This is a genomic window from Desulfomonilia bacterium, assembly GCA_036567785.1.
Taxonomy (GTDB): domain Bacteria; phylum Desulfobacterota; class Desulfomonilia; order UBA1062; family UBA1062; genus DATCTV01.
Genome location: DATCTV010000023.1, coordinates 1 through 19,432 on the forward strand (window position 1 = coordinate 1; position 19,432 = coordinate 19,432).

Sequence of the window (19,432 nt, forward strand, 5' to 3'; positions counted from 1 at the left end):
TGTTTCGGGTTGAACATTTCAGACAGATCCTCCTTGAACAAACCCATCTGAACCTGCTCATCTTTCCTCGGTATCATCTGCCCTCCTGAAAATCAAAATCTGCAAGAAATCTATGCACATACTACCATTTTTATGCAGATAATAACATTTTAAAATGAGCTTTATGCCAATTATATCATGGGCTTAAGTGCTCCTTCAGGGGGGACTAAATATTCTTCTCCGGTATCCGGTTTTAATGTTTTAAATTAACCGCGTCCTATCCCGAAATATTCAAATCCCTTATCCTTGATCTCTTTAGGATCGAAGAGGTTTCTGCCGTCAAAGATTACAGGGGTCTTAAGGGTTTCTTTAATTCTGTCAAAGTCAGGGCTCTTGAACATGTTCCATTCCGTTATGATTGCCAGTCCGTCGGCCCCTTCGAGCGCATTGTATGCATCTTTCGCATAGAATATTTTATCTTCGAATATCTTTTTTGTATTTTCAATGCCCTTGGGATCAAATGCCCTTACTTTCATCCCCTTTTCAAGAAGCATTTCTATAACATACAGGGCAGGGGATTCACGGACATCATCGGTCTTCGGCTTGAAGGTAAGCCCCCAGACAGCAAGTGTTTTTTTGGATGGGTCAGGGTAGTATGAAAGTATCTTGTCTGCAAAATATTTCATCTGGCGCTGGTTTGCACGCCATGTCGCCTCCGTTATTTCAAGAACATGGTCATAACTGCGTGATGTGGCGATAAGGGCCTGAACGTCCTTGGGGAAGCAGGAGCCGCCGAATCCCGGGCCTGCCAGCAGAAATCTGGGTCCTATCCGGTCATCGGTACCCATGCCTTCCCTGACATGAGATATGTCGGCACCCATTTTATCGCAAAGTATCGAAAGCTCGTTTATGAATGACACCTTTGTTGCAAGAAAGGCGTTTGCCGCATACTTGGAGAGTTCGGCGCTCTTAATATCCATTACAAGCATGGGATTGTTTGTCGTTCTGACAAACGGAATATAAAGCTCTTTTAATATTGTCGCCGTCCTTACATTGTCGGTCCCAATCACAACACGGTCAGGCCTCATGAAATCCTGCACGGCGTTGCCTTCTTTCAGAAACTCGGGGTTTGAAACAACGTCAAACTCGACACCACTCAAACCCCTGCTGTCAAGGCTTGTCCTGATTATGTCCCTGACCTTGTCCCCGGTACCGACTGGCACGGTAGATTTGTCCACTATTATCTTATACTCGGTCATGATTTCACCTATCTGCTTTGCCACGCGCAGCACATAAGAAAGATCTGCCGAACCATCCTTATCCTGCGGGGTGCCCACGCAGATAAAGCACAAAAGGCTGCTGTTGACGCCTTCAGCGAGGTCAAGAGTGAATCTAAGCCTGCCTTCATCCCTGTTCCTTATGACCATGTCTTTAAGGCCGGGTTCATATATCGGGATTTCGCCCTTTTCCAGCAGATCTATCTTTTTCTTGTCCTCATCAACACAGATTATATCGTTTCCCATTTCGGCAAGGCAGGCGCCTGTTACGAGACCGACATATCCTGATCCGATCATGCAGATTTTCATGTTTTTCTCTCCTGCAAGGTTTGACTTGATTACCTTTTTTCTGTATCCACTTATATGGGTTTTCAAATATATTTCAAGGAGTTTAAAGTGTACTGGGACAAAAAAGCCGAAACCATGCCGAGAGCAGAACTTGAAGAGCTTCAACTGAAGAGACTGAAAGAAACAGTTAAGGCGGCATCAAATTCACCATTTTATCAGGACAAGGGCCTGTCGGATATAAAAATAAATACACTGGAAGACATTTCAAGGCTTCCATTTACCGTGAAGCAGGATTTGAGGGATTCCTACCCGTACAGAATGCTTTCCGTGCCTCTTGAGAAAGTGGTGAGACTCCATTCTTCATCGGGCACCACGGGAATTCCCACAGTCGTCTATCACAGCAAGACCGACATTGATTTATGGGCGGAGCTTGTTGCTAGGTGTATGTATATGGCAGGTGTACGCAATAAAGATGTCTTTCTGAACATGATCGGATACGGCCTTTTTACAGGGGGATTGGGTTTCCATTACGGAGCGGAAAAAATAGGCTGCCTTACAATTCCTTCGGGGCCGGGCAATACGAAGCGCCAGCTAAAATTCATGAAAGATTACGGTGTAACTGCAATTCATGTCATTCCAAGCTACGCGCTGCACCTTGCCGATACCCTTGAAAAGAATGGTGTCGATCCGAAAAAGGACTTTCCATATCTGAAATTTGCATTTGCCGGTGCGGAACCATACTCGGAAGAGACAAGAAAAAAGATCGAGGACTTTTTCGGCATAGATTGCTTCAATTCTTACGGGCTCTCTGAAATGTGCGGTCCCGGAGTCGCTTTCGAATGCCCGTATAAGAGCGGCATGCATATCTGGGAAGACTCGTTTTATGTCGAGATACTGGATCCTGTTACTCTCGAACCGGTCAAGACCGGTGAAACTGGTGAACTTGTGCTTACGCCGCTGACGCACGAGGCGATGCCTATTTTAAGATACCGTACAAAAGATCTGACAAGTATTGTTGAAGGTCAATGCGAATGCGGAAGGATACACCGCAGAATCAGTCGAATAACAGGAAGATCGGATGATATGATCATATTGAAGGGCGTCAATATCTTCCCTGTACAGATAGAAGAAGTGCTTATAGGCATCGAAGGGGTCAGGCGGAATTATCAGATTATCCTTATGAATAAAGGCCACAATGACCACATGATAGTAAAGGTTGAAGTGGATCAGGCTTTCTTTGAGGGCAACAAGGTGGTTCTGGCCTCATTAAGAAACAGGATTGTAAGGGAACTGCATGATGAGATACTGCTGACACCCGAAGTCGAACTCTGCGAACCCGACAGTCTGCCTTATAATGAAGTTGGCAAGGCGGTCCGTGTGATTGATAACAGGAGTATATAATAAATAATCTCTTCCGCCGTCCGGCAGACTGAATTTGAATATGGCTTATTGAAGGGTCCATAAGAGGCCTTTTTATTGTCTCGCCGGAGGCACACCTTAACGTTTTATCACGATTCTCTTCATTTCGACGATATTGTCGCATCAACAAAAAATATAAAAATAGGAATTGACAAATAATATTATTACCAGTATGATATAGAATATTAGAAATAAGTTAAGTTGTCATTTGTAGGCGTTGGTAATATCTGCCATTTGGATTTTTTTAATTATTTATGGGGGGGGTGCAAATGTCCAAAGGAATGACTCTGATAGAGTTCATTATCGTTTTGCTGCTGGGATCGCTGATATTGCTTTCGGTTTCAAGCTTATATATTGCCGTGGCATGGGCTTATGGTTCACAGAGATCTGACTGGATATGCATGCAGTCATTAAGAACTGCAATGCATATACTTGACAGGGATATTGAGGAATGCGCCTACCTGCTTCCCCGTGATCTGAAAGTTGTATTCAGCGGCGATAAATTGTTTATTGCCGGACTTACTGCAACTAATGATAACAAGGGTCTTTCAATAAATTCATCATATGCTCCGCCATATTATTCAACCGTATCATCAGTAAATAAAGATTCAATAGTGCTGGATACATTGGATATTGATACAGACGGTAAGCCTGATTACATTGCCGGCCAGGGAATTATAAGCGACAGCGGAGCTTATGAAATCATGAACAATTATTCAAGGGGAAACACCCCGATACCTCTTAAAGGAGGAACTCCGAAAGCCGGCGACAGGACAGTACCTGCAGTTTTGTATCAGGTTACGGGAGAGGGTCTTTACAGGAACAATCAGCTTATATCGGAAAATATCACAGGACTTTCAGTAGAACACTCAGGCGGTGAAATTAAAATAATTATGAGGGCAAGAAGAAATGAGACAGCAAAAGAGATCAGCTTTAATTACAGCCTCGGAGAATGAAGGCTGGGTTCTTGTTTATACCCTTGTCTTCCTGATTCTGATCCTGTCGATATCGGCATCGGCTTATGCGGTTGCAAGGTTCAGACTGGCAACAGGGGCAGGATTTGAACATATTCTCGAAGGTTCCGGGATTGAAGACAGCGGGTGCACAATAAATCATTACAGACTGCCCGCGCCTGAAGGATGGGACCACATGGTTTTCAAGACAGATATCATTGAAAAGAAATATGGAAGCGGAAAGAATGAATATTACTGGCAATCTGAAAAGGCAAACAATAGTTGTCACATGAAAGAAGATATAAAACTTACATGCAGCAGACCCTACATTCTCTTTCTTGTACAGGACTCTGAAAGTCTTATGCAGGCCAGTGGAAGCGACTATGATGAGAGCACGGTTTATTTTAAGAACAAGAAAGGGGAAATTTCCATTTCAGACTTCATTATTAAAGATGGAGATTATGTAAACACCGGTGATGGTACATATTTCAAGGGTTCATATGGAAACTCACACTTTAAGGCGCCTGCCTCAGATTTGAGCGGATGCTCAGGTTCAATGCCGATTTCGACGCTTTATATGCAGGTCATGCGGGAAATTGCGGGTTCAGTAAGCATTTCAGAGGCGGCTCTTGCATCGGTTACAAAAGGGATAACCGTACCCTTCGGGGAGGAAAGAGACAAACTTATCAAGATGCTGAACAAGATCAGTTTCAATGATGACAAGGCGAGACTTGCGAAATCTCTTTACGGGATTGTCGAAAAGTTTCCTGAAGAATGCGCAACAACAAGGCATATAGTTTTTTTAACCGACGGTCTGGCCAGGGATGACGGAGATATTCCGCTCTGGCTGAGAGATTATGACGGGGATCTGAATTCCGGTGATACACATATTTCAGGAGCGGGTTCTCACTGTCTTGATGATGTTAGCTGTTATTCGGCATCCAAGAATATTTTCGTGCATATACTGGGGCCTCAAACCGATTTCCTTGAAGCAGTGGTTCTCAAAGGAAAAGGCAAATATATGCCCGGTGTGAATGACCTTATTACGGAAACACCTTTTACCGGTACCATGCCGCTTGAAAGAAAAGACAAAACGGTGTTTCTTGAAAACAGGTTCGGCCGTTTAAATCCGTCATGGGTTAACAGAAATGGATCAAAATATTACAGGATCAGTTCAACCGGTGAGTTAATCCAGTCCCAGGCCTTTGATTATCCCGGACCGGCGGAATCCGTATATAACGAGGGAGATAACCTCTATGTCTCAACCTCAGGAAATTCAATAAGTCTGATAGACCTGGCATCAGGCAGTCTTATATGGTCTGTCAAGGGTCCGGGAGGCCGGATAAGAAGTACCGGTGGACATGTAGTGGCAGGACCTTCTTCCGATGGCAGCCTGTTCTGCTTTAGAAACACACCGGAGTTGGCCTGGAAATCAAATGCGGATTTGTTCGACGTTTCAGAAAATATGGTATTTCTTGCAAAAAACAATAATGTGCAAGCCTTGGAACTTTCTTCAGGCAACAAGTTGTTCAGCGTGAGCCTTGGCGAAAAGATCACAACCATCAATTATGATCCTAATGAATCACTGGTTTATGCAGGGACATCACACGGAAAAATATTCATACTGACTCCTGAACTGATTACCAGATACGTAATAGCAGCCGGGGTAACGGATGAAATCCTTGATGTCCACTCATATACATTCAGAAAATCCCTTTTCCTATGCGGCTGTACGAAGGATACGGTTTTCTGTACGAATATGCAGAAGCCTTTATGGTCACAAAAAATCGAGAACCCTGAAATTATCCGGATGCTGATAATGGATGGCAGGGTTTATTTAGTCCATTTTTCAGAAGGAAGTCCCTGTGGAGGAATAGATACCGGATATTCGTATCTGAGCATATATGAAGCGGGAACCGGAAAATTCATATCAAAAGAAATTATCTGCAGCGGAAGGTCGTTTGGCCCTCTTATAGACACAAAGAACAGGAAGCTGGTTTTCTCGAGCTATGACATGAAAATATATGAGCACGATTATTCAGGTTTGCATGGTGCTAAAACATGCTTCCTCGGTACAAGATTGCGCGGAAAGGAAATATAAACGAATTCTCAGACTGTTTTTTCGTTTATATTAATGTTGTACTTCTTGATCTTGTAATGCATTACGCGCCTTGATATGCCCAGTGTTTTTGCCGCTTCGTTCTGAACCCATCTGGACTTTTTCAAGGCGTCAATGACCATATCCTTTTCCGTCTCCTCCAGCTTGTTAAGGCTATCGTCAAACACTTCTTCAGGTTCGCAGATTCCTGAAATGAGAAGGTCGTCTCTGGTGATGATGTCGTTGCTGCACAGAACAACTGCCGATTGTACCGTGTTTTTGAGCTCCCTGACGTTTCCAGGCCAGTGATGTTTTTTCATGATCTCAAGTGCGTCCTTTGATATGCCGAGGATATGTTTGCCGGTTTTCTGGGAAAACTCATTGACAAATATCTGGACCAGACCCGGTATATCCTCAGTCCTTTCTCTTAGAGGGGGAATGTCGATATTAATGACTTTGAGTCTGTAGTAAAGATCTTCCCTGAAAGAGCCGCTTTTTACAAGCGACATCAGGTCTGCATTTGTGGCGGCGATAACCCTGATATCCGAATGTTTCTGAGTGACATCGCCTACACGGCGGAACTCTCCATACTCGATAACCCTTAGCAGCCTGTTCTGGAGTTCGGGAGATATGTTACCTATCTCGTCAAGGAACAGCGTCCCTTTGTCCGCCTCTTCGATAATTCCTGTCTTGTCTTTTATTGCGCCGGTGAAAGCACCCTTGACATAACCGAACATCTCGGATTCGATAAGCCCTGAAGGTGTCGCCCCGCAGTCCATGATTACGAAGTTTCTGGCTGCACGTTTGCTCTCGCTGTGGATAAGCCTTGCAATAAGCTCTTTGCCTGTCCCTGATTCACCTGTGATAAGCACCGTGGCATCGGTTGAACTTACCTGTTTTGCGAGGCGTACGACATGGTTCATTGAATGGCTGACCGCATATATCGGACTGTCGGACGAGAGCTCCACTTTTTTTTCCAGCGCACGAACCCTCTGTTTAAGTTCCTGTTTATCAAGAGCTCTGTTCAGTTTGGCAATAAGTTCTGCAGGGTTGAAAGGCTTGAGAATATAATCGTATGCACCCTGTTTCATTGCTTCAACCGCGCTGGAAATTGTGCCGTGGGCTGTAAGTATGATCACCTCGATGTCAGGATCCAGTTCCTTGGCCTCGTTAAGGACGGTAATACCGTCTTTCTCCGGCATCTTCATATCAGTCAGCAGCACGCAGGCATTGCCGTTTTTAATCGCTTCGAGTGCGCTGTCCGGTTTGGTAAAACCCTTCACATTATAACCCTTGGTCTCGAGACGGGTAATCAGTACCTCAACAATATTTGGTTCATCATCCAGTATGATGATTTCAGGGTTCATTTTCTAAGACCTCTTTTCCTCTCAGACTTCTCAATAATCTCTTCAAGTTTATTGAGTTTGAACTTAAGTTCTTTCTTCTCCTCTGCAAGAATCGCTATAAGTTCTTCCTTCTGAGCCAATATTCTTTCAGTTTCCTTCAATCTCTTCTCATCTTCCTTATGGGTCTTCTCCAGTTCCGCCCTGTCATTGAGGCATTTCGTATTCTTGTTCTGGAGAAAGTCGATATCCTTGTTCCTTTCGCCGATGATCTCGACAAGTGAAATGATATAGCCGGCATCGACCTTCAGATCCCTTGAAACGTCGGGGTCATTCCTGATGGCCATTAAAGCAGCCTTTGTTTCAGCTGTTGAATATTCTTCTGTTATAATCGAGTTCATAATCAAAATGATCTTTTTTCTTGCCTCGATATCAGGATGGTCAATGGGAATATCCAGTGATGCTGTCGATTTAAGCGCTTTACCTGCAGCAATACTGTCCTCGGCTGTTACTATCTCCTGCGGCAGCAGCGGAGCGCAACCGGCAAGTATCAGTTCAAGCACCGACAGGAATACTGAAATAAAACAAGCTGCCCTTTCCAACCCTGCTCTGCGCATGTATCTTTCCTCCGTGCGTCTCCACAATATGTTTGGCGATTGCAAGTCCCAGGCCGATTCCGCTGTGACCTCTGGTAGTCCTGGATTGATAAAACTTTTCAAAAATGAGAGGTATGTCTTCCTCTGGAATACCCTTTCCATGATCCTGGACTTCAATGATAAAATCATTTCCCTTGCGGCTGAGTCTTATTTCAACTCTTCCACCGTCTTCCGAATATTTGATTGCATTGTGGGTCAGATTTGTCAACACCTGCAGGATCTTATTTTTATCCACATTTGCCATACATGCTGAATCGGGATTCCTGAATATCAGGTCTATGCCTTTATTCTGAGAATAAGGCATAATTTCTGTAACGAATTCGGATATTATAATCCTTAAATCATTCGGCTGAAGGTCAAGTCTCAATAATCCGGCTTCAAGTCTGGACATGTCCAGCAGCTCATTTATTATCTGCAGCAGCCTGTTTATTCCCTGATCCATTATCGAGATAAGTCTTTTCTGCTTTCCGTCAAGTTCACCGCCAATGCCGTCCATAAGAAGGCTGGCAGCTTCCTTCATCGATGTGAGAGGTGTTTTCAGCTCATGAGAAACAATTGAGATAAATTCTGATTTCATGTCATCGAGCTCTTTCAGCCGCGTAGCCATCTTGTTGAACGATTCCGCAAGTTTGCCAAGCTCGTCTTTTGAATCAATAGGAATCCTGTATGTAAAATCACCCTCTGAGATGTGTCTTGTCCCTGTGTTAATAAGACCTATTTCTTTGGATATGCCGATATAGATTATCAAAGGGATGAACAGTCCGAGAGCAAGGGCTGTTATAAATGACCACCATGTTATGGTCACCACCTTTTCTCCAAGTGTTTTAAGTTTGAAAATCTTTTCGTCAATCGACTTTACAGCATTCTGTCTGACAGTCTTTGCGGTCTCGACAAGTTCATCGATGATTTTATCGTTTTTTTCAAACATCTTATCTATCAGCCTGGGGTCTGATGGTATGTTCTGAGCTTCAAGATAGTAAGCCTTGATGAAGTCATTCCATCTGGTTTCGGAAATCTTTATCAATTCAGCCTCTTTGCTGTCGTAAGCGACTTTGCTGCCTTTCAAATATGAGAAAGCATTTGAAATCTCTGTGGCATTCTCCTTGACAGTACCCATATACGAAGGGTCCTGAAGCAGAATATACTTGCGGGATGCCTCGTCAAGGTTGATAAGGCACTGATTCAAGGTTTCGCCGGTGTCCTTTTTTTTGTAGTCAAGACTGTACACCTCGGCCGTCACGCCTCCGAGGCTTGAAGAAACATAAAGCAGTAATATACATAGGCCCAATATTACTACCAGATAGACCATAAAGGTCATTGCAAGTTTTTCACGCAATCCAATTTTCATAGAATGATAATAATTATATTCTTTTAGCCCTGATGGCAAGTCTGAGTTTTATTGCTGGGTATCCTTGATCAGGGTTTTAAGTATATCGTGTTTTCCAATTATTCCGATGAGGTTACCGTTTTCGTCCACAACAGGGAGCGTATGAAAATTCTTGTCAACCATCAGCTTTGCAACCTTCTCGATTTCCGTCTCCGGCCTTACGGTAACAGGGTCCGGCGTCATGGCCTGGGAAACCAGAGCTGCCGAAATCTTTTCAACCTCTTTTTCAAGATGTTTAACGGAAGTGAGCGGGATAAAGCCGTCAAACACTGTAAATATGGTGGGGATGGGGAAGCTTTTCTGCTGGGCTATAAGGTCGCTCTGGCATAAAATACCCACCAGTTTGCCCTGAGAATCAACTACCGGCGCACCGTTGAATCTCTTTTCCAGAAGAATTTTTGTGGCTTTTGCTATTTCGTCATCCGGGGAAAATGTCACCAGTTCGGTAGTCATGATATCTTTGACTGTTATCATCAGGGCCTCTCATGAAAAATTATTTTTTAATGATTCCGAGCTTAAGCGGAACCCACCAGGTGAATCCGAATGCAAGCGTTTTTATGACAGTCCTGAGCCCTGACAGTCCAGCCTTTTTACCTATCCCGAGAGACAGGGCAAGCTCGAGCGGATGGCCGAAAACCCACGTGCAGAAAATGCTTTTCCAGATTTTTTTAATCTTTTCATCTTCAAAGGGCTTGACAAGCCCGGTTATGGCAAATGCCCATCCGAAAAGGGAACCGATCATAAGTAACAACCAGAATGCCTTTTTCATTATATAACCTCCCGAAAGATTCTTATGTCTAATAATATGCAACTTGAGCGATATTTCAAGGTATTAAGAAAAAAAGAAGGGGCCTCATGGCCCCTTCTAGGCTGTAGTGCTTTGAGCACTATACTTTTTTGAACGTGAATACTGTGCTCTTTGCCTGGCTGGAGCCTGACTGTCCGACGACATACCAGTTAATCATGGTGTTTTTCGGAATGAACCAGTACCAGAGCACAGAGTGAATGGTGTATGATGTGGAACTGCCGGAATACATCATTACATAATTCTTTCCGTCCAGCGCTATATATACTCCATAACCCGTCATATTGGCGCCGGTCCATTTAAGCGTAGGAGCGCTGGATATCTGTGCGCCGTTAAGCGGTGCGGTAAGTTTGATGCTGGTCTGGATGTTCTGGACCGTAATCGTGACGGTGTCCGCAAGGCTTGTATCTTTGCCGTCATATACCTTGAGTTCGAATACATAGGTTCCGGCGGTTCCCGGAGTAAATGACGGGGTAGCAGTGTTAGCTCCGCTCAGCGATACGCTGGGGCCAGAGATCTGAGACCATATGTAGGAGAGCGTGTTGCCGTCGGCGTCCCAACTGCCTCTGCCGTCAAGTGTAACTTTCAGTCCCAGTGTCGGAGTCAGGTTAACGGTCTGGGGTTCGCCCGCATCAGCTACAGGGACATGGTTAACGCTTTCGACTGTTACCTTGACTGTGTCTTCAGCCTTTGCCTGACCGTCGGAAACGGTTACCTTGAACTCCAGGACGCCTGATACAGTCGGGGTGAATGTCATTCTTGCGGTATTGGCACCGGTCATTTCAACTGATGCACCGCTTATCTGGGACCATGTGAATGTTAAGGCATCAGCATCAGGGTCATAGGATGCGCCTGCATCAAGGCTCACCAATGTCCCGACCTTGGTATCCTGATCATCACCTGCTTCGGCGACAGGGGCGGTATTCTGTTTCAACACCCTTACAGTAACTGTATCTGGTGTCGAACTAACTTTTGAATCAGACACGATCAGTTCGAATACGTACGTACCGGTTGCAGAGGCGGTAAAGCTTGCCTTTGCGCTGGTTGCATTCGTCAGCTGAACCCTGGTGCCTGAAACCTGTGTCCACGTATAGGTGAGGGTGTCGTTGTCAGGATCGCTTGATCCGCTTCCGTCGAGGGTTACTACAGTGCCGGACTGCACATCGATATCAGCTCCTGCATCAGCAGTCGGAGCACGGTTGACTGCATTGACAGTGATCAGGACCTCATCGGCCTGGCTTGAGTTTACACCGTCGGAGCAGACGACTGCAAACCTGTACAAACCTGCATTCTGCGGTGTGATAACTATATCCTGGGTCGTCATTGACGGCAGTGCGATGCCTGGGCCTTCGAGAAGCGACCATGTGTAGACAAGTGCATCGTCATTAGGGTCTGAGCCGACTGAATGAAGCGTTATCGTGGTGCCTGAATCGACAGTCATGTCGCTGCCCGCATTTACGTTTGGAGCCACATTGTTAATTTTGATGTCGACTGTATCGGTTGAAGAGGATCTTGCATCGGAGCAGGTCAGCATAAACCTGTAGGTGCCCGACTTGACGCCAAGAAAACTGGCCCTGCTTGAGGTGGCGTTATCGATAGTGACCGGGACCGGGCCTGAAACAAGAGACCAAGAATATGTGATGATATCGCCGTTAGGATCTGTAGCCGAACCGTTTAAGTATATTCTTGTCGGATCGCTCTGCTGGTTTGCACCGGCCTCTACTGTTGGTGCATAGTCATATTTGTAGTTCGGGTTTGAATTGTTTACATACTCTTCCAGATTGTTATAGCCGTCTCCGTCGCTGTCAAGGCCTGCGTCCGATGCGTTGTTCGGGTTCAGGCCGTTTGTGTTTTCCCAAACATCAGGCATGCCGTCGTTGTCCGAATCAAGCAAGAGAGTTATTGTGTCGCTTACAGGTGTCGTCATCCAGTTGCCGTTTGAATCCTTGAATTTTGCATATACGGTCTTGATTCCGTCACCCTCGGTCAGGACCCATGCCTGTGATGCTGAAAAGGCGGCTTCGGAAGACCATGTGACGCCGTCGTTGCTTATCATCATGCCGGCGATTGTTCCTGCATTATCGGTTGCCGAAAGACTCAGCGTTACAGTTCTTGAGGAGGCGGTTGCAGCGCCTGCGTTTATCGTTATGCTTCCTGTAGGCGGGATTGTGTCAGGGACAGGGATTGATACTGAGACTTCTGCCGATTTCTCAGATTCGTTTGCGGATGTATCATATGCGCTCATTGCAACGTAATATGTTTTACCGGTCTCGAGATTGTCGATCGTCATGGTTGTTACTTTGCCGGTATTTACTGTTGAGGTATATGTTCCCGATTGAGTCCCGTAATATATCTTGTAACCGGCAAGATCTGGCTCCGTATTGGCGTTCCAGCTTACTTCTATGGATGCGGCTATCAGTGATATCGGGAATAAAATTGCCGTTGCCAAGGTTAATGATAATATCGTAATTTTTTTCTTCATGGATGCTCCTCCAAATCTTTTATCTGTAAGAGAAGGAAGCAATCAGTAAGCCACTCCAAAAACTCAATGATTTATGGAGATTGAAAAATGCATCCGGCGAAAGATTACATATCAGGCGTAATCAGGGTTACGATAATGTAATTAATATTCTTTGCTATGGATGCCCCGGGTGTTTTAGAAAAGATGCGCTTGCAAAATAGGTTTTAAGATTGATAACATGACTTTTATGGAAAATTCCGAATCTGTACAAAATGATGCAATGCAGGTGGTCGCACCAAGAAAGCTTGTTTATATAAGGTTTTCCAGCATGCTTACGCCGTATATATTCAATGCGGGAGAACTTGATTTAAAGCCCGGCATGATGGCGGTTGTGGAAACAGAACAGGGGCTTGCTGCAGGCAAGGTGCTTGCGTTTACCGATGAAGAGGATGCCGCAGGACTTGATGAGATAAAACCGGTTCTGAGACTGCTCAACGACACCGATAAAAAGAAGCTTAGCGACATCAAGGCAAAGGAGAAGCTGTGCTTTAATTTCTGCAAGGAGCGTATAATCGCCAGAAATCTTCCCATGAAGCTTATCAGTGTCGAGCATGCTTTTGACGGCAACAAGATCACGTTTTTCTTTGTTTCCGAGGGCAGGGTGGATTTCAGGGAACTGCTCAAAGACCTTGTTGAAAAATACAGGACAAGAATAGAATTGAGGCAGATCGGTTCCCGTCAGGAGACATGCATTCTCGGCGGTATAGGGAGCTGCGGGCGGGAGCTTTGCTGCGCATGCTTTCTGACGAACTTCCAGCGCATATCCGTCAAGATGGCGAAAAACCAGAACATGACGCTCAATCCGACAAAGATATCAGGAATGTGCGGCAAGCTTAAATGCTGCCTTGCATATGAAAAAGAGGCCTACGCAAACCTTATAGACAACCTGCCCAAGGCCGGAAAGACGGTTTTCCTTGAACAGGGTGAGGCCGTTGTAATCAGCATAAACGTCATCAACCAGACCTTTATTGCAAAACTCGCAGACAGGCGTTTTGTTAAAGCAAAGGCTTCGGACATACTTACCGAAGAGGAATTTCGGAAGCTTCCCGAACAAAAACAGCAGCCTCAGCAGAGAAAACCTCAGCAGGCACCGGCACCCGCACCGGTCAAACCCCCTCAGGCAAAAGCGGAAGGACAAAGCGAAGAGAAAAAGGACAAGGGCAGGCGCCATAACCGGAACCGGCGCAACAGGTCCAGGAGGAAACCAGAGCAATGATGAACTATTTTTATATAACCACTCCCATATACTATGTTAATTCCAGGCCTCACCTCGGGCATGTCTATACCTCTGTAATCGCGGATGTGCTTTCGCGTTTCAACCGTATTTCAGGCAAGAATGTGTTCTTTCTGACGGGAACAGACGAACACGGCGACAAGATTGCCCAGACCGCCCAGAAGCAGGGGAGGACGCCAAGAGAGCTTGTCGATGAAAACAGTGCGCTGTTCAGGGCGATTCTTCCAGAGATGTCGGTGGAAAACGACCGGTTCATACGAACTACCGAACCTGATCATGTGAGGGTAGTCCAGTCAATACTCCAGAAGGTTTATGATTCGGGCGACATCTATTTCGGTGAATACGGCGGCAACTACTGCCTGGGGTGCGAACGTTTCCTGACCGACAGCGAACTTGAAAACGGCAAGTGTCCGCAGCATCAGGTTGAACCCACTCATATCAAGGAAAAGAACTATTTCTTCAAGATGGAAAAATACAGGCAGTGGCTGATAGATCATATAAACGCCAACCCGGATTTCATAAGACCCCAAAGGTACAGGAACGAGGTGCTCGGAATGCTTCGCGAACCTCTCGATGACCTGTGTATATCACGGCCCAAGCAGCGCCTGTCATGGGGCATTGACCTGCCTTTCGACAATGACTACGTCTGCTATGTCTGGTTTGACGCCCTAATAAACTATCTGACAGGCATCGGCTATCCCGATGGCGCGCATTTCAGCGACTATTGGGGGGCTGCGCAGCACCTTATTGCGAAAGATATCCTGAAGCCGCACGGTGTTTACTGGCCCACCATGCTCAAGGCAGCCGGGATCGAGCCTTATAAGCATCTCAATGTCCACGGCTACTGGAATGTCGATATGGCGAAGATGAGCAAAAGCCTCGGTAATGTCGTCAATCCTCTTGATCTCAAGGAAAAATACGGGCTCGACGCATTCAGGTACTATCTCGTACGCGATATGGTATTCGGGCTTGATTCGAACTTCTCGGAAGATGCCATGATCGACCGATACAATGCAGACCTTGCCAATGACCTGGGCAACCTTGTAAACAGAAGCCTGGGCATGCTGAAAAAATATTATGGCGGCATAATACCGGAAACGGGCGAGCCTCAGAATGAAGAGGATATCCAGATGAGGGATCTTGCGCTCAGCGCTGCAGTCCACTACCGTTCAAGGATGAAATCCGTCGAGATGCAGAACGCGCTTGCCGCCACATGGTCGCTGGTCTCGGGACTCAATAAATACATTGATAAATCGGCGCCGTGGACTCTGGTTAAAACGGATCAGAAGCGTCTTGCTGCGGTCATGTACAATATCATGGAAGGCATCAGGTTTATTGCCGTCATGACGTATCCCGTGATGCCAGATGCATCGAGAAGGATCCTGGCGATGATCGGCACAGAGGATAATTTGGATATCGACAGTCTCAATGTATTCGGCTTTTTGAAGGCCGGCGTGAAGACTCAGGAACCCAAAGTGCTCTTCCCCAGGGTGGAAAAATTTGAGGCCATTGAAGGTGCGGCCGGAACCGAAAAAGAGGCGGAGATAAATAAAGAGAAAAAGGAAGAAAAGAAAGAGGCGCTCAATCTGATAGACATCTCCGAATTCGCCAGAGCAGAGATCAAGGTGGGCAGAATTATAAGCGCCGAGCGCGTACCGAAGAGCGACAAGCTCATACTGATGAAGGTCGATACCGGCGAGGAGCGACAGGTCGTTGCAGGCATAGGAAAGGCATATACACCTGAAGAACTTACCGGTAAAAAGATAGCCGTTGTAACCAACCTCAAACCTGCCAAACTCATGGGCATAGAGAGCTTCGGAATGCTTCTGGCTACAGACACTGAAGATGGCGGTCTTTCCCTGATCGGCTTCGACAGGGAAGTCAAAGTCGGCGCAAGGATAAGGTGAAATTATGATTCCCCGATACTCCACAAAGGTGATGAATGAAATCTGGTCGGATCAGAACAGATACCGGAAGTGGCTGGATGTGGAAATTGCAGCCTGCGAGGCCTGGGCGAAGCTGGGTAAAATCCCGCAGGCAAGTCTTGAGAATATCCGGAAGAATTCCAGGTTCGATGTTGCGCGGATCGAAGAAATCGAGAACATCACAAAACACGATGTAATCGCATTCGTAAGCTGTGTGGCCGAATATATAGGTGAGGACGCGCGTTACGTGCACATGGGACTCACGAGCTCAGACGTGCTGGATACCGCCTATGCGCTTCAGTGCAAGGAGGCGGGAGCTGTAATAATCGAAGACATGAGGATGCTGATGGAGGCCCTTAAGAAAAGGGCCTATGAATATAAAGACCTGCCCGCAATGGGACGTTCCCACGGTATTCACGCAGAACCCGTTTCTTTCGGTTCAAAGTTCGCTCTGTGGTATGCGGAAATGGGGCGAAACCTTAAACGCATGAACGAGGCCATCGATGTGATCGCATGCGGCAAGATATCGGGCGCGGTCGGCACGTTCGCAAATGTCCCGCCCGAGGTCGAAGAATATGTATGCGCAAAGCTCGGGCTTACGGCAGAGCCGCTCAGCACGCAGATCGTCCAGCGCGACAGGCATGCCCAGTTCTTCACCACGATTGCGCTCATCGGCTGCACAATCGAAAAGATTGCCATAGAGATAAGGCACCTGCAGCGCACCGAGGTGCTCGAGGCAATGGAGCCTTTCGGCAAGGGGCAGAAGGGTTCGTCTGCAATGCCTCACAAAAAGAATCCTATACTCTCCGAAAATCTGACAGGTATGGCAAGGCTTCTGCGCGGCTATGCACTCTCGGCCATGGAAAACGTGGCGCTCTGGCATGAGCGCGATATAAGCCATTCCAGCGTCGAGCGCGTTATCGGCCCGGATGCCACGACCCTGCTTGACTTTGCACTCAAGAGACTGAAAGGTTTGATAGAAGGCCTTGTCGTGTTCCCGGAAAATGTGAAGAAGAACCTCGAACTCACAAAGGGGTTATGGCATTCGCAGAATGTCCTGCTTGCGCTTGTCGATGCGGGCATGCTGCGAGACGACGCCTATGCCGTCGTGCAGAGAAATGCACTTCCCGTATGGGAAGGCAAGGGTGATTTCAAGGAAGCGCTCCTGAACGACCCCGAGGTCACGGCAAAACTCAGCAGGGAAAAAATCGACGACCTGTTCGATCTGTCGCATCATATGAAGTACATAGACACGATATTCAAACGTGTCTTTGACATGGCGTGATAACTTCGCATCTCTGCGTCACTTCCTTGTCTCAAAGTTGCGAAATTGGGATCATGAGCATCCTGTTACGCTCCTCAAGCCGAGCGTAGCAAAGGCGAAGAGACATACGCCAAAAGTATGCCTCACTTTTCGACATCGTCGCTCCTTGACCTGCCTTGATTCGGGCTATTGTCGGCCCTCACCCTTCGGGCGCATCTTCGATGCGTCAATTTTCGTGAAGCGAAAATTTGTTCTGACGCCATGTCGTAATCGAGGTAGTTATTTCTGCCTGTGTCGTTTCCTTGTCTCGTCACAGCGGCATGGTTAAGAGCTGTTAAGCTGTTAAGAAATTCAGTTGTTAAGCAAAACCATCAAAACACCGATTCTATAAGTAACAATATTAAAAAAGGATGATATTTCTCATGAAAAAATCAGTCTGCTTATTAGTATGCGTCTCAGCCGTTCTTTTCTATGCGGGTTGTTCCACTAGTTCTGATAATGCCAGCAGCGCCCCGTTTTCGGTAACGGCGTTTGTCGGTGAAACGTCTGCTTCTTCCTATGCGGATAATCCAGCGATATTCGAAAAGACGAATTATATTGACCTCATATTCAGCGAAGAATTTGATTTCAGTTCAATAAGCGGGAACACATATCTTTATCTTATTGGTGGCACCGGCGAACCTGTGCCCCTGGATGCTGAATTTACAAGCCTCTCACCAGCCATCGTTCGAGTCTCGCTTTCAAGCGGTGATAATTTCATAGCAGGGAATGAATATGAAATCATAGTCAAGTCCGGCGCCTCATCCTCCTCGGGAAAAACACTGTTTAAGGAGTATAAGGGCTATTTTACGGTCGGGATTTCTTTCGGTGTTCATTCAGGCTGTCAGGAACTGGGGGGAGAGAGGAAGCAGATTGTCGTTATAAGCGATATGCATCTCGGGGATTTGAGAGCGCAGGATGAGAATTACGGCTGGCAGATCGCGAACAGAATCCACCTGGAGAATTTCCTTCTTCAGTTGAGGGTCAACCCGACGGTAAAGGAACTGGTCATAGCCGGAGACATGTTTGACGAATGGGTATGCCCGATGGAATATGAGACATTCAATGGCAAAGACGAGAACGATTTCTTCAATGATATCTGCGACGCTAACGAGGGCATAGTAGACGCCCTCAACGGCATAATCGAGGATGGAGACATAAAGGTTACATATGTTCCCGGAAACCATGACATGCTTGTGACAAGGGCCGATATGGATGAGAGGTTCCCGGGAATCAACAATGCCAGGGATGATGTGGGCGGCGTCAACTCTGGGCTGGGTTCGTACATTCCGGACGGCCGTTCCGAGATCGTTATAGAGCACAGCCACAGGTATGACTTCTTCAATTCCCCTGATTCGGTTTCGAATGCAGGTGTTACCGGACAGCATACGATTCTTGCGCCGGGCTTTTTTGTAACGAAGGATTCGGTAACATCTTTGAGGCAGCATCCTCAGGAAGAGTTTGTTCCCAATGAACTGTTCGGGAACGGGTTGTCCGGGGGAACCGGCAGCGGCATTCCGATAGACCTCTATCAGGCAGCATGGATACCCATACTTATAAAATACCCGACGAATTTCGGCTGGGAAGAAAAATCATTCAATACCGGCATTGACGGCTTCACGGAAACCTACAGCTACAAGGATGTGATAGGTAGCAATACAACCGACGACCGGATTATTTACAAGGACAACGCAAAGGCCGCGAACTGGGATAATCTTCAGACAATCAACAATGTCCCTGAACATATTGCCGTATTGATCGCCATTTTAAACGGTGTGTACGATCCGCTGATGGATCTCATGAGTGAAGAGTATTTTTCTCACGATGGCTGCACGAAAAGGATAGTGGTGTTCGGACATACGCATAAGGGTATGTTGTCTCTCATGACCAACAGCTATCTGAAAAAGATCGGTAAGAATTCGCATTCGATCTATGCCAATACCGGGACATGGGTTGATAAGGTCGCATCCGGCTACCCTGAGCAGAGCTTCGTTGTAATAACGCCTTTTGACAATATCGAATTTGTGGATCTTTATTCGTATAACAACGGGAGTCCGATAAGAAAGGAGGGACGCTGCATATCTCTGTCGAGATAAAGACCGACATGGCGTGATAACTTCGCATCTCTGTGTCACTTCCTTGTCTCGTCACTGCGGCGTACAGCAATGTACGCCTCATTCCTCGACTGCGTCGCTTCTTGACCTGCATCGTTCTGACGCCATGTCATTTCATTTATCATTATTA

14 protein-coding genes are annotated in these 19,432 nt (G+C 46.4%); 7 read left to right on the top strand and 7 right to left on the bottom strand.

Annotated features, from left to right (window positions below; genetic code table 11):
• Nucleotides 1–245: 245 nt before the first annotated feature.
• Nucleotides 246–1,565, bottom strand: coding sequence for a UDP-glucose/GDP-mannose dehydrogenase family protein (locus VIS94_04690; GenBank protein HEY9160365.1), 1,320 nt, complete (start codon nucleotides 1,563–1,565; stop codon nucleotides 246–248).
• An 87-nt stretch (nucleotides 1,566–1,652) separates the two neighbouring features.
• On the opposite strand from VIS94_04690, the gene VIS94_04695 reads away from it, so the two are divergent.
• The 3 genes from VIS94_04695 to VIS94_04705 all read left to right on the top strand — a co-directional run bounded on the left by VIS94_04695 (nucleotide 1,653) and on the right by VIS94_04705 (nucleotide 6,017).
• On the top strand, nucleotides 1,653–2,945 hold the full coding sequence (locus VIS94_04695; GenBank protein ID HEY9160366.1) for a phenylacetate--CoA ligase: 1,293 nt from the start codon (nucleotides 1,653–1,655) through the stop codon (nucleotides 2,943–2,945).
• 287 nt (nucleotides 2,946–3,232) lie between these two features.
• On the top strand, nucleotides 3,233–3,919 hold the full coding sequence (locus tag VIS94_04700; GenBank protein HEY9160367.1) for a prepilin-type N-terminal cleavage/methylation domain-containing protein: 687 nt from the start codon (nucleotides 3,233–3,235) through the stop codon (nucleotides 3,917–3,919).
• Nucleotides 3,873–6,017 (top strand): PQQ-binding-like beta-propeller repeat protein, encoded by a 2,145-nt coding sequence (locus tag VIS94_04705; protein ID HEY9160368.1) that lies wholly within the window; start codon nucleotides 3,873–3,875, stop codon nucleotides 6,015–6,017. The genes VIS94_04700 and VIS94_04705 overlap by 47 nt, the downstream gene beginning before the upstream one ends.
• A gap of 8 nt (nucleotides 6,018–6,025) precedes the next feature.
• Here VIS94_04705 and VIS94_04710 read toward each other — a convergent pair whose 3' ends face one another.
• The 6 genes from VIS94_04710 to VIS94_04735 all read right to left on the bottom strand — a co-directional run bounded on the left by VIS94_04710 (nucleotide 6,026) and on the right by VIS94_04735 (nucleotide 12,687).
• Nucleotides 6,026–7,381, bottom strand: coding sequence for a sigma-54 dependent transcriptional regulator (locus VIS94_04710; GenBank protein ID HEY9160369.1), 1,356 nt, complete (start codon nucleotides 7,379–7,381; stop codon nucleotides 6,026–6,028).
• Nucleotides 7,378–7,974, bottom strand: coding sequence for a hypothetical protein (locus tag VIS94_04715; GenBank protein HEY9160370.1), 597 nt, complete (start codon nucleotides 7,972–7,974; stop codon nucleotides 7,378–7,380). The genes VIS94_04710 and VIS94_04715 overlap by 4 nt, the downstream gene beginning before the upstream one ends.
• The gene (locus tag VIS94_04720; protein HEY9160371.1) at nucleotides 7,913–9,349 is read right to left on the bottom strand and encodes a HAMP domain-containing sensor histidine kinase; all 1,437 of its coding nucleotides are present in this window, start codon (nucleotides 9,347–9,349) and stop codon (nucleotides 7,913–7,915) included. The genes VIS94_04715 and VIS94_04720 overlap by 62 nt, the downstream gene beginning before the upstream one ends.
• 60 nt (nucleotides 9,350–9,409) lie before the next feature.
• Nucleotides 9,410–9,874, bottom strand: coding sequence for a CBS domain-containing protein (locus VIS94_04725; protein ID HEY9160372.1), 465 nt, complete (start codon nucleotides 9,872–9,874; stop codon nucleotides 9,410–9,412).
• A gap of 19 nt (nucleotides 9,875–9,893) precedes the next feature.
• Entirely contained in the window at nucleotides 9,894–10,169 is a 276-nt protein-coding gene (locus VIS94_04730) for a hypothetical protein (protein HEY9160373.1), read from the bottom strand.
• Between the two features lie 118 nt (nucleotides 10,170–10,287).
• Nucleotides 10,288–12,687 carry a PKD domain-containing protein gene (locus VIS94_04735; GenBank protein HEY9160374.1) on the bottom strand — a complete coding sequence of 800 codons (2,400 nt, stop codon included), beginning with the start codon at nucleotides 12,685–12,687 and terminating at the stop codon, nucleotides 10,288–10,290.
• A 226-nt stretch (nucleotides 12,688–12,913) separates the two neighbouring features.
• On the opposite strand from VIS94_04735, the gene ricT reads away from it, so the two are divergent.
• The 4 genes from ricT (at nucleotide 12,914) to VIS94_04755 (ending at nucleotide 19,284) form a co-directional block, all read left to right on the top strand.
• The gene (ricT, locus tag VIS94_04740) at nucleotides 12,914–13,942 is read left to right on the top strand and encodes a regulatory iron-sulfur-containing complex subunit RicT (GenBank protein HEY9160375.1); all 1,029 of its coding nucleotides are present in this window, start codon (nucleotides 12,914–12,916) and stop codon (nucleotides 13,940–13,942) included.
• The gene (gene metG, locus VIS94_04745; protein HEY9160376.1) at nucleotides 13,939–15,867 is read left to right on the top strand and encodes a methionine--tRNA ligase; all 1,929 of its coding nucleotides are present in this window, start codon (nucleotides 13,939–13,941) and stop codon (nucleotides 15,865–15,867) included. The genes ricT and metG overlap by 4 nt, the downstream gene beginning before the upstream one ends.
• Nucleotides 15,868–15,871: 4 nt before the next feature.
• The gene (purB, locus tag VIS94_04750) at nucleotides 15,872–17,170 is read left to right on the top strand and encodes an adenylosuccinate lyase (GenBank protein ID HEY9160377.1); all 1,299 of its coding nucleotides are present in this window, start codon (nucleotides 15,872–15,874) and stop codon (nucleotides 17,168–17,170) included.
• Nucleotides 17,171–17,571: 401 nt separating this feature from the next.
• On the top strand, nucleotides 17,572–19,284 hold the full coding sequence (locus VIS94_04755) for a metallophosphoesterase (GenBank protein HEY9160378.1): 1,713 nt from the start codon (nucleotides 17,572–17,574) through the stop codon (nucleotides 19,282–19,284).
• Nucleotides 19,285–19,432 lie beyond the last annotated feature (148 nt).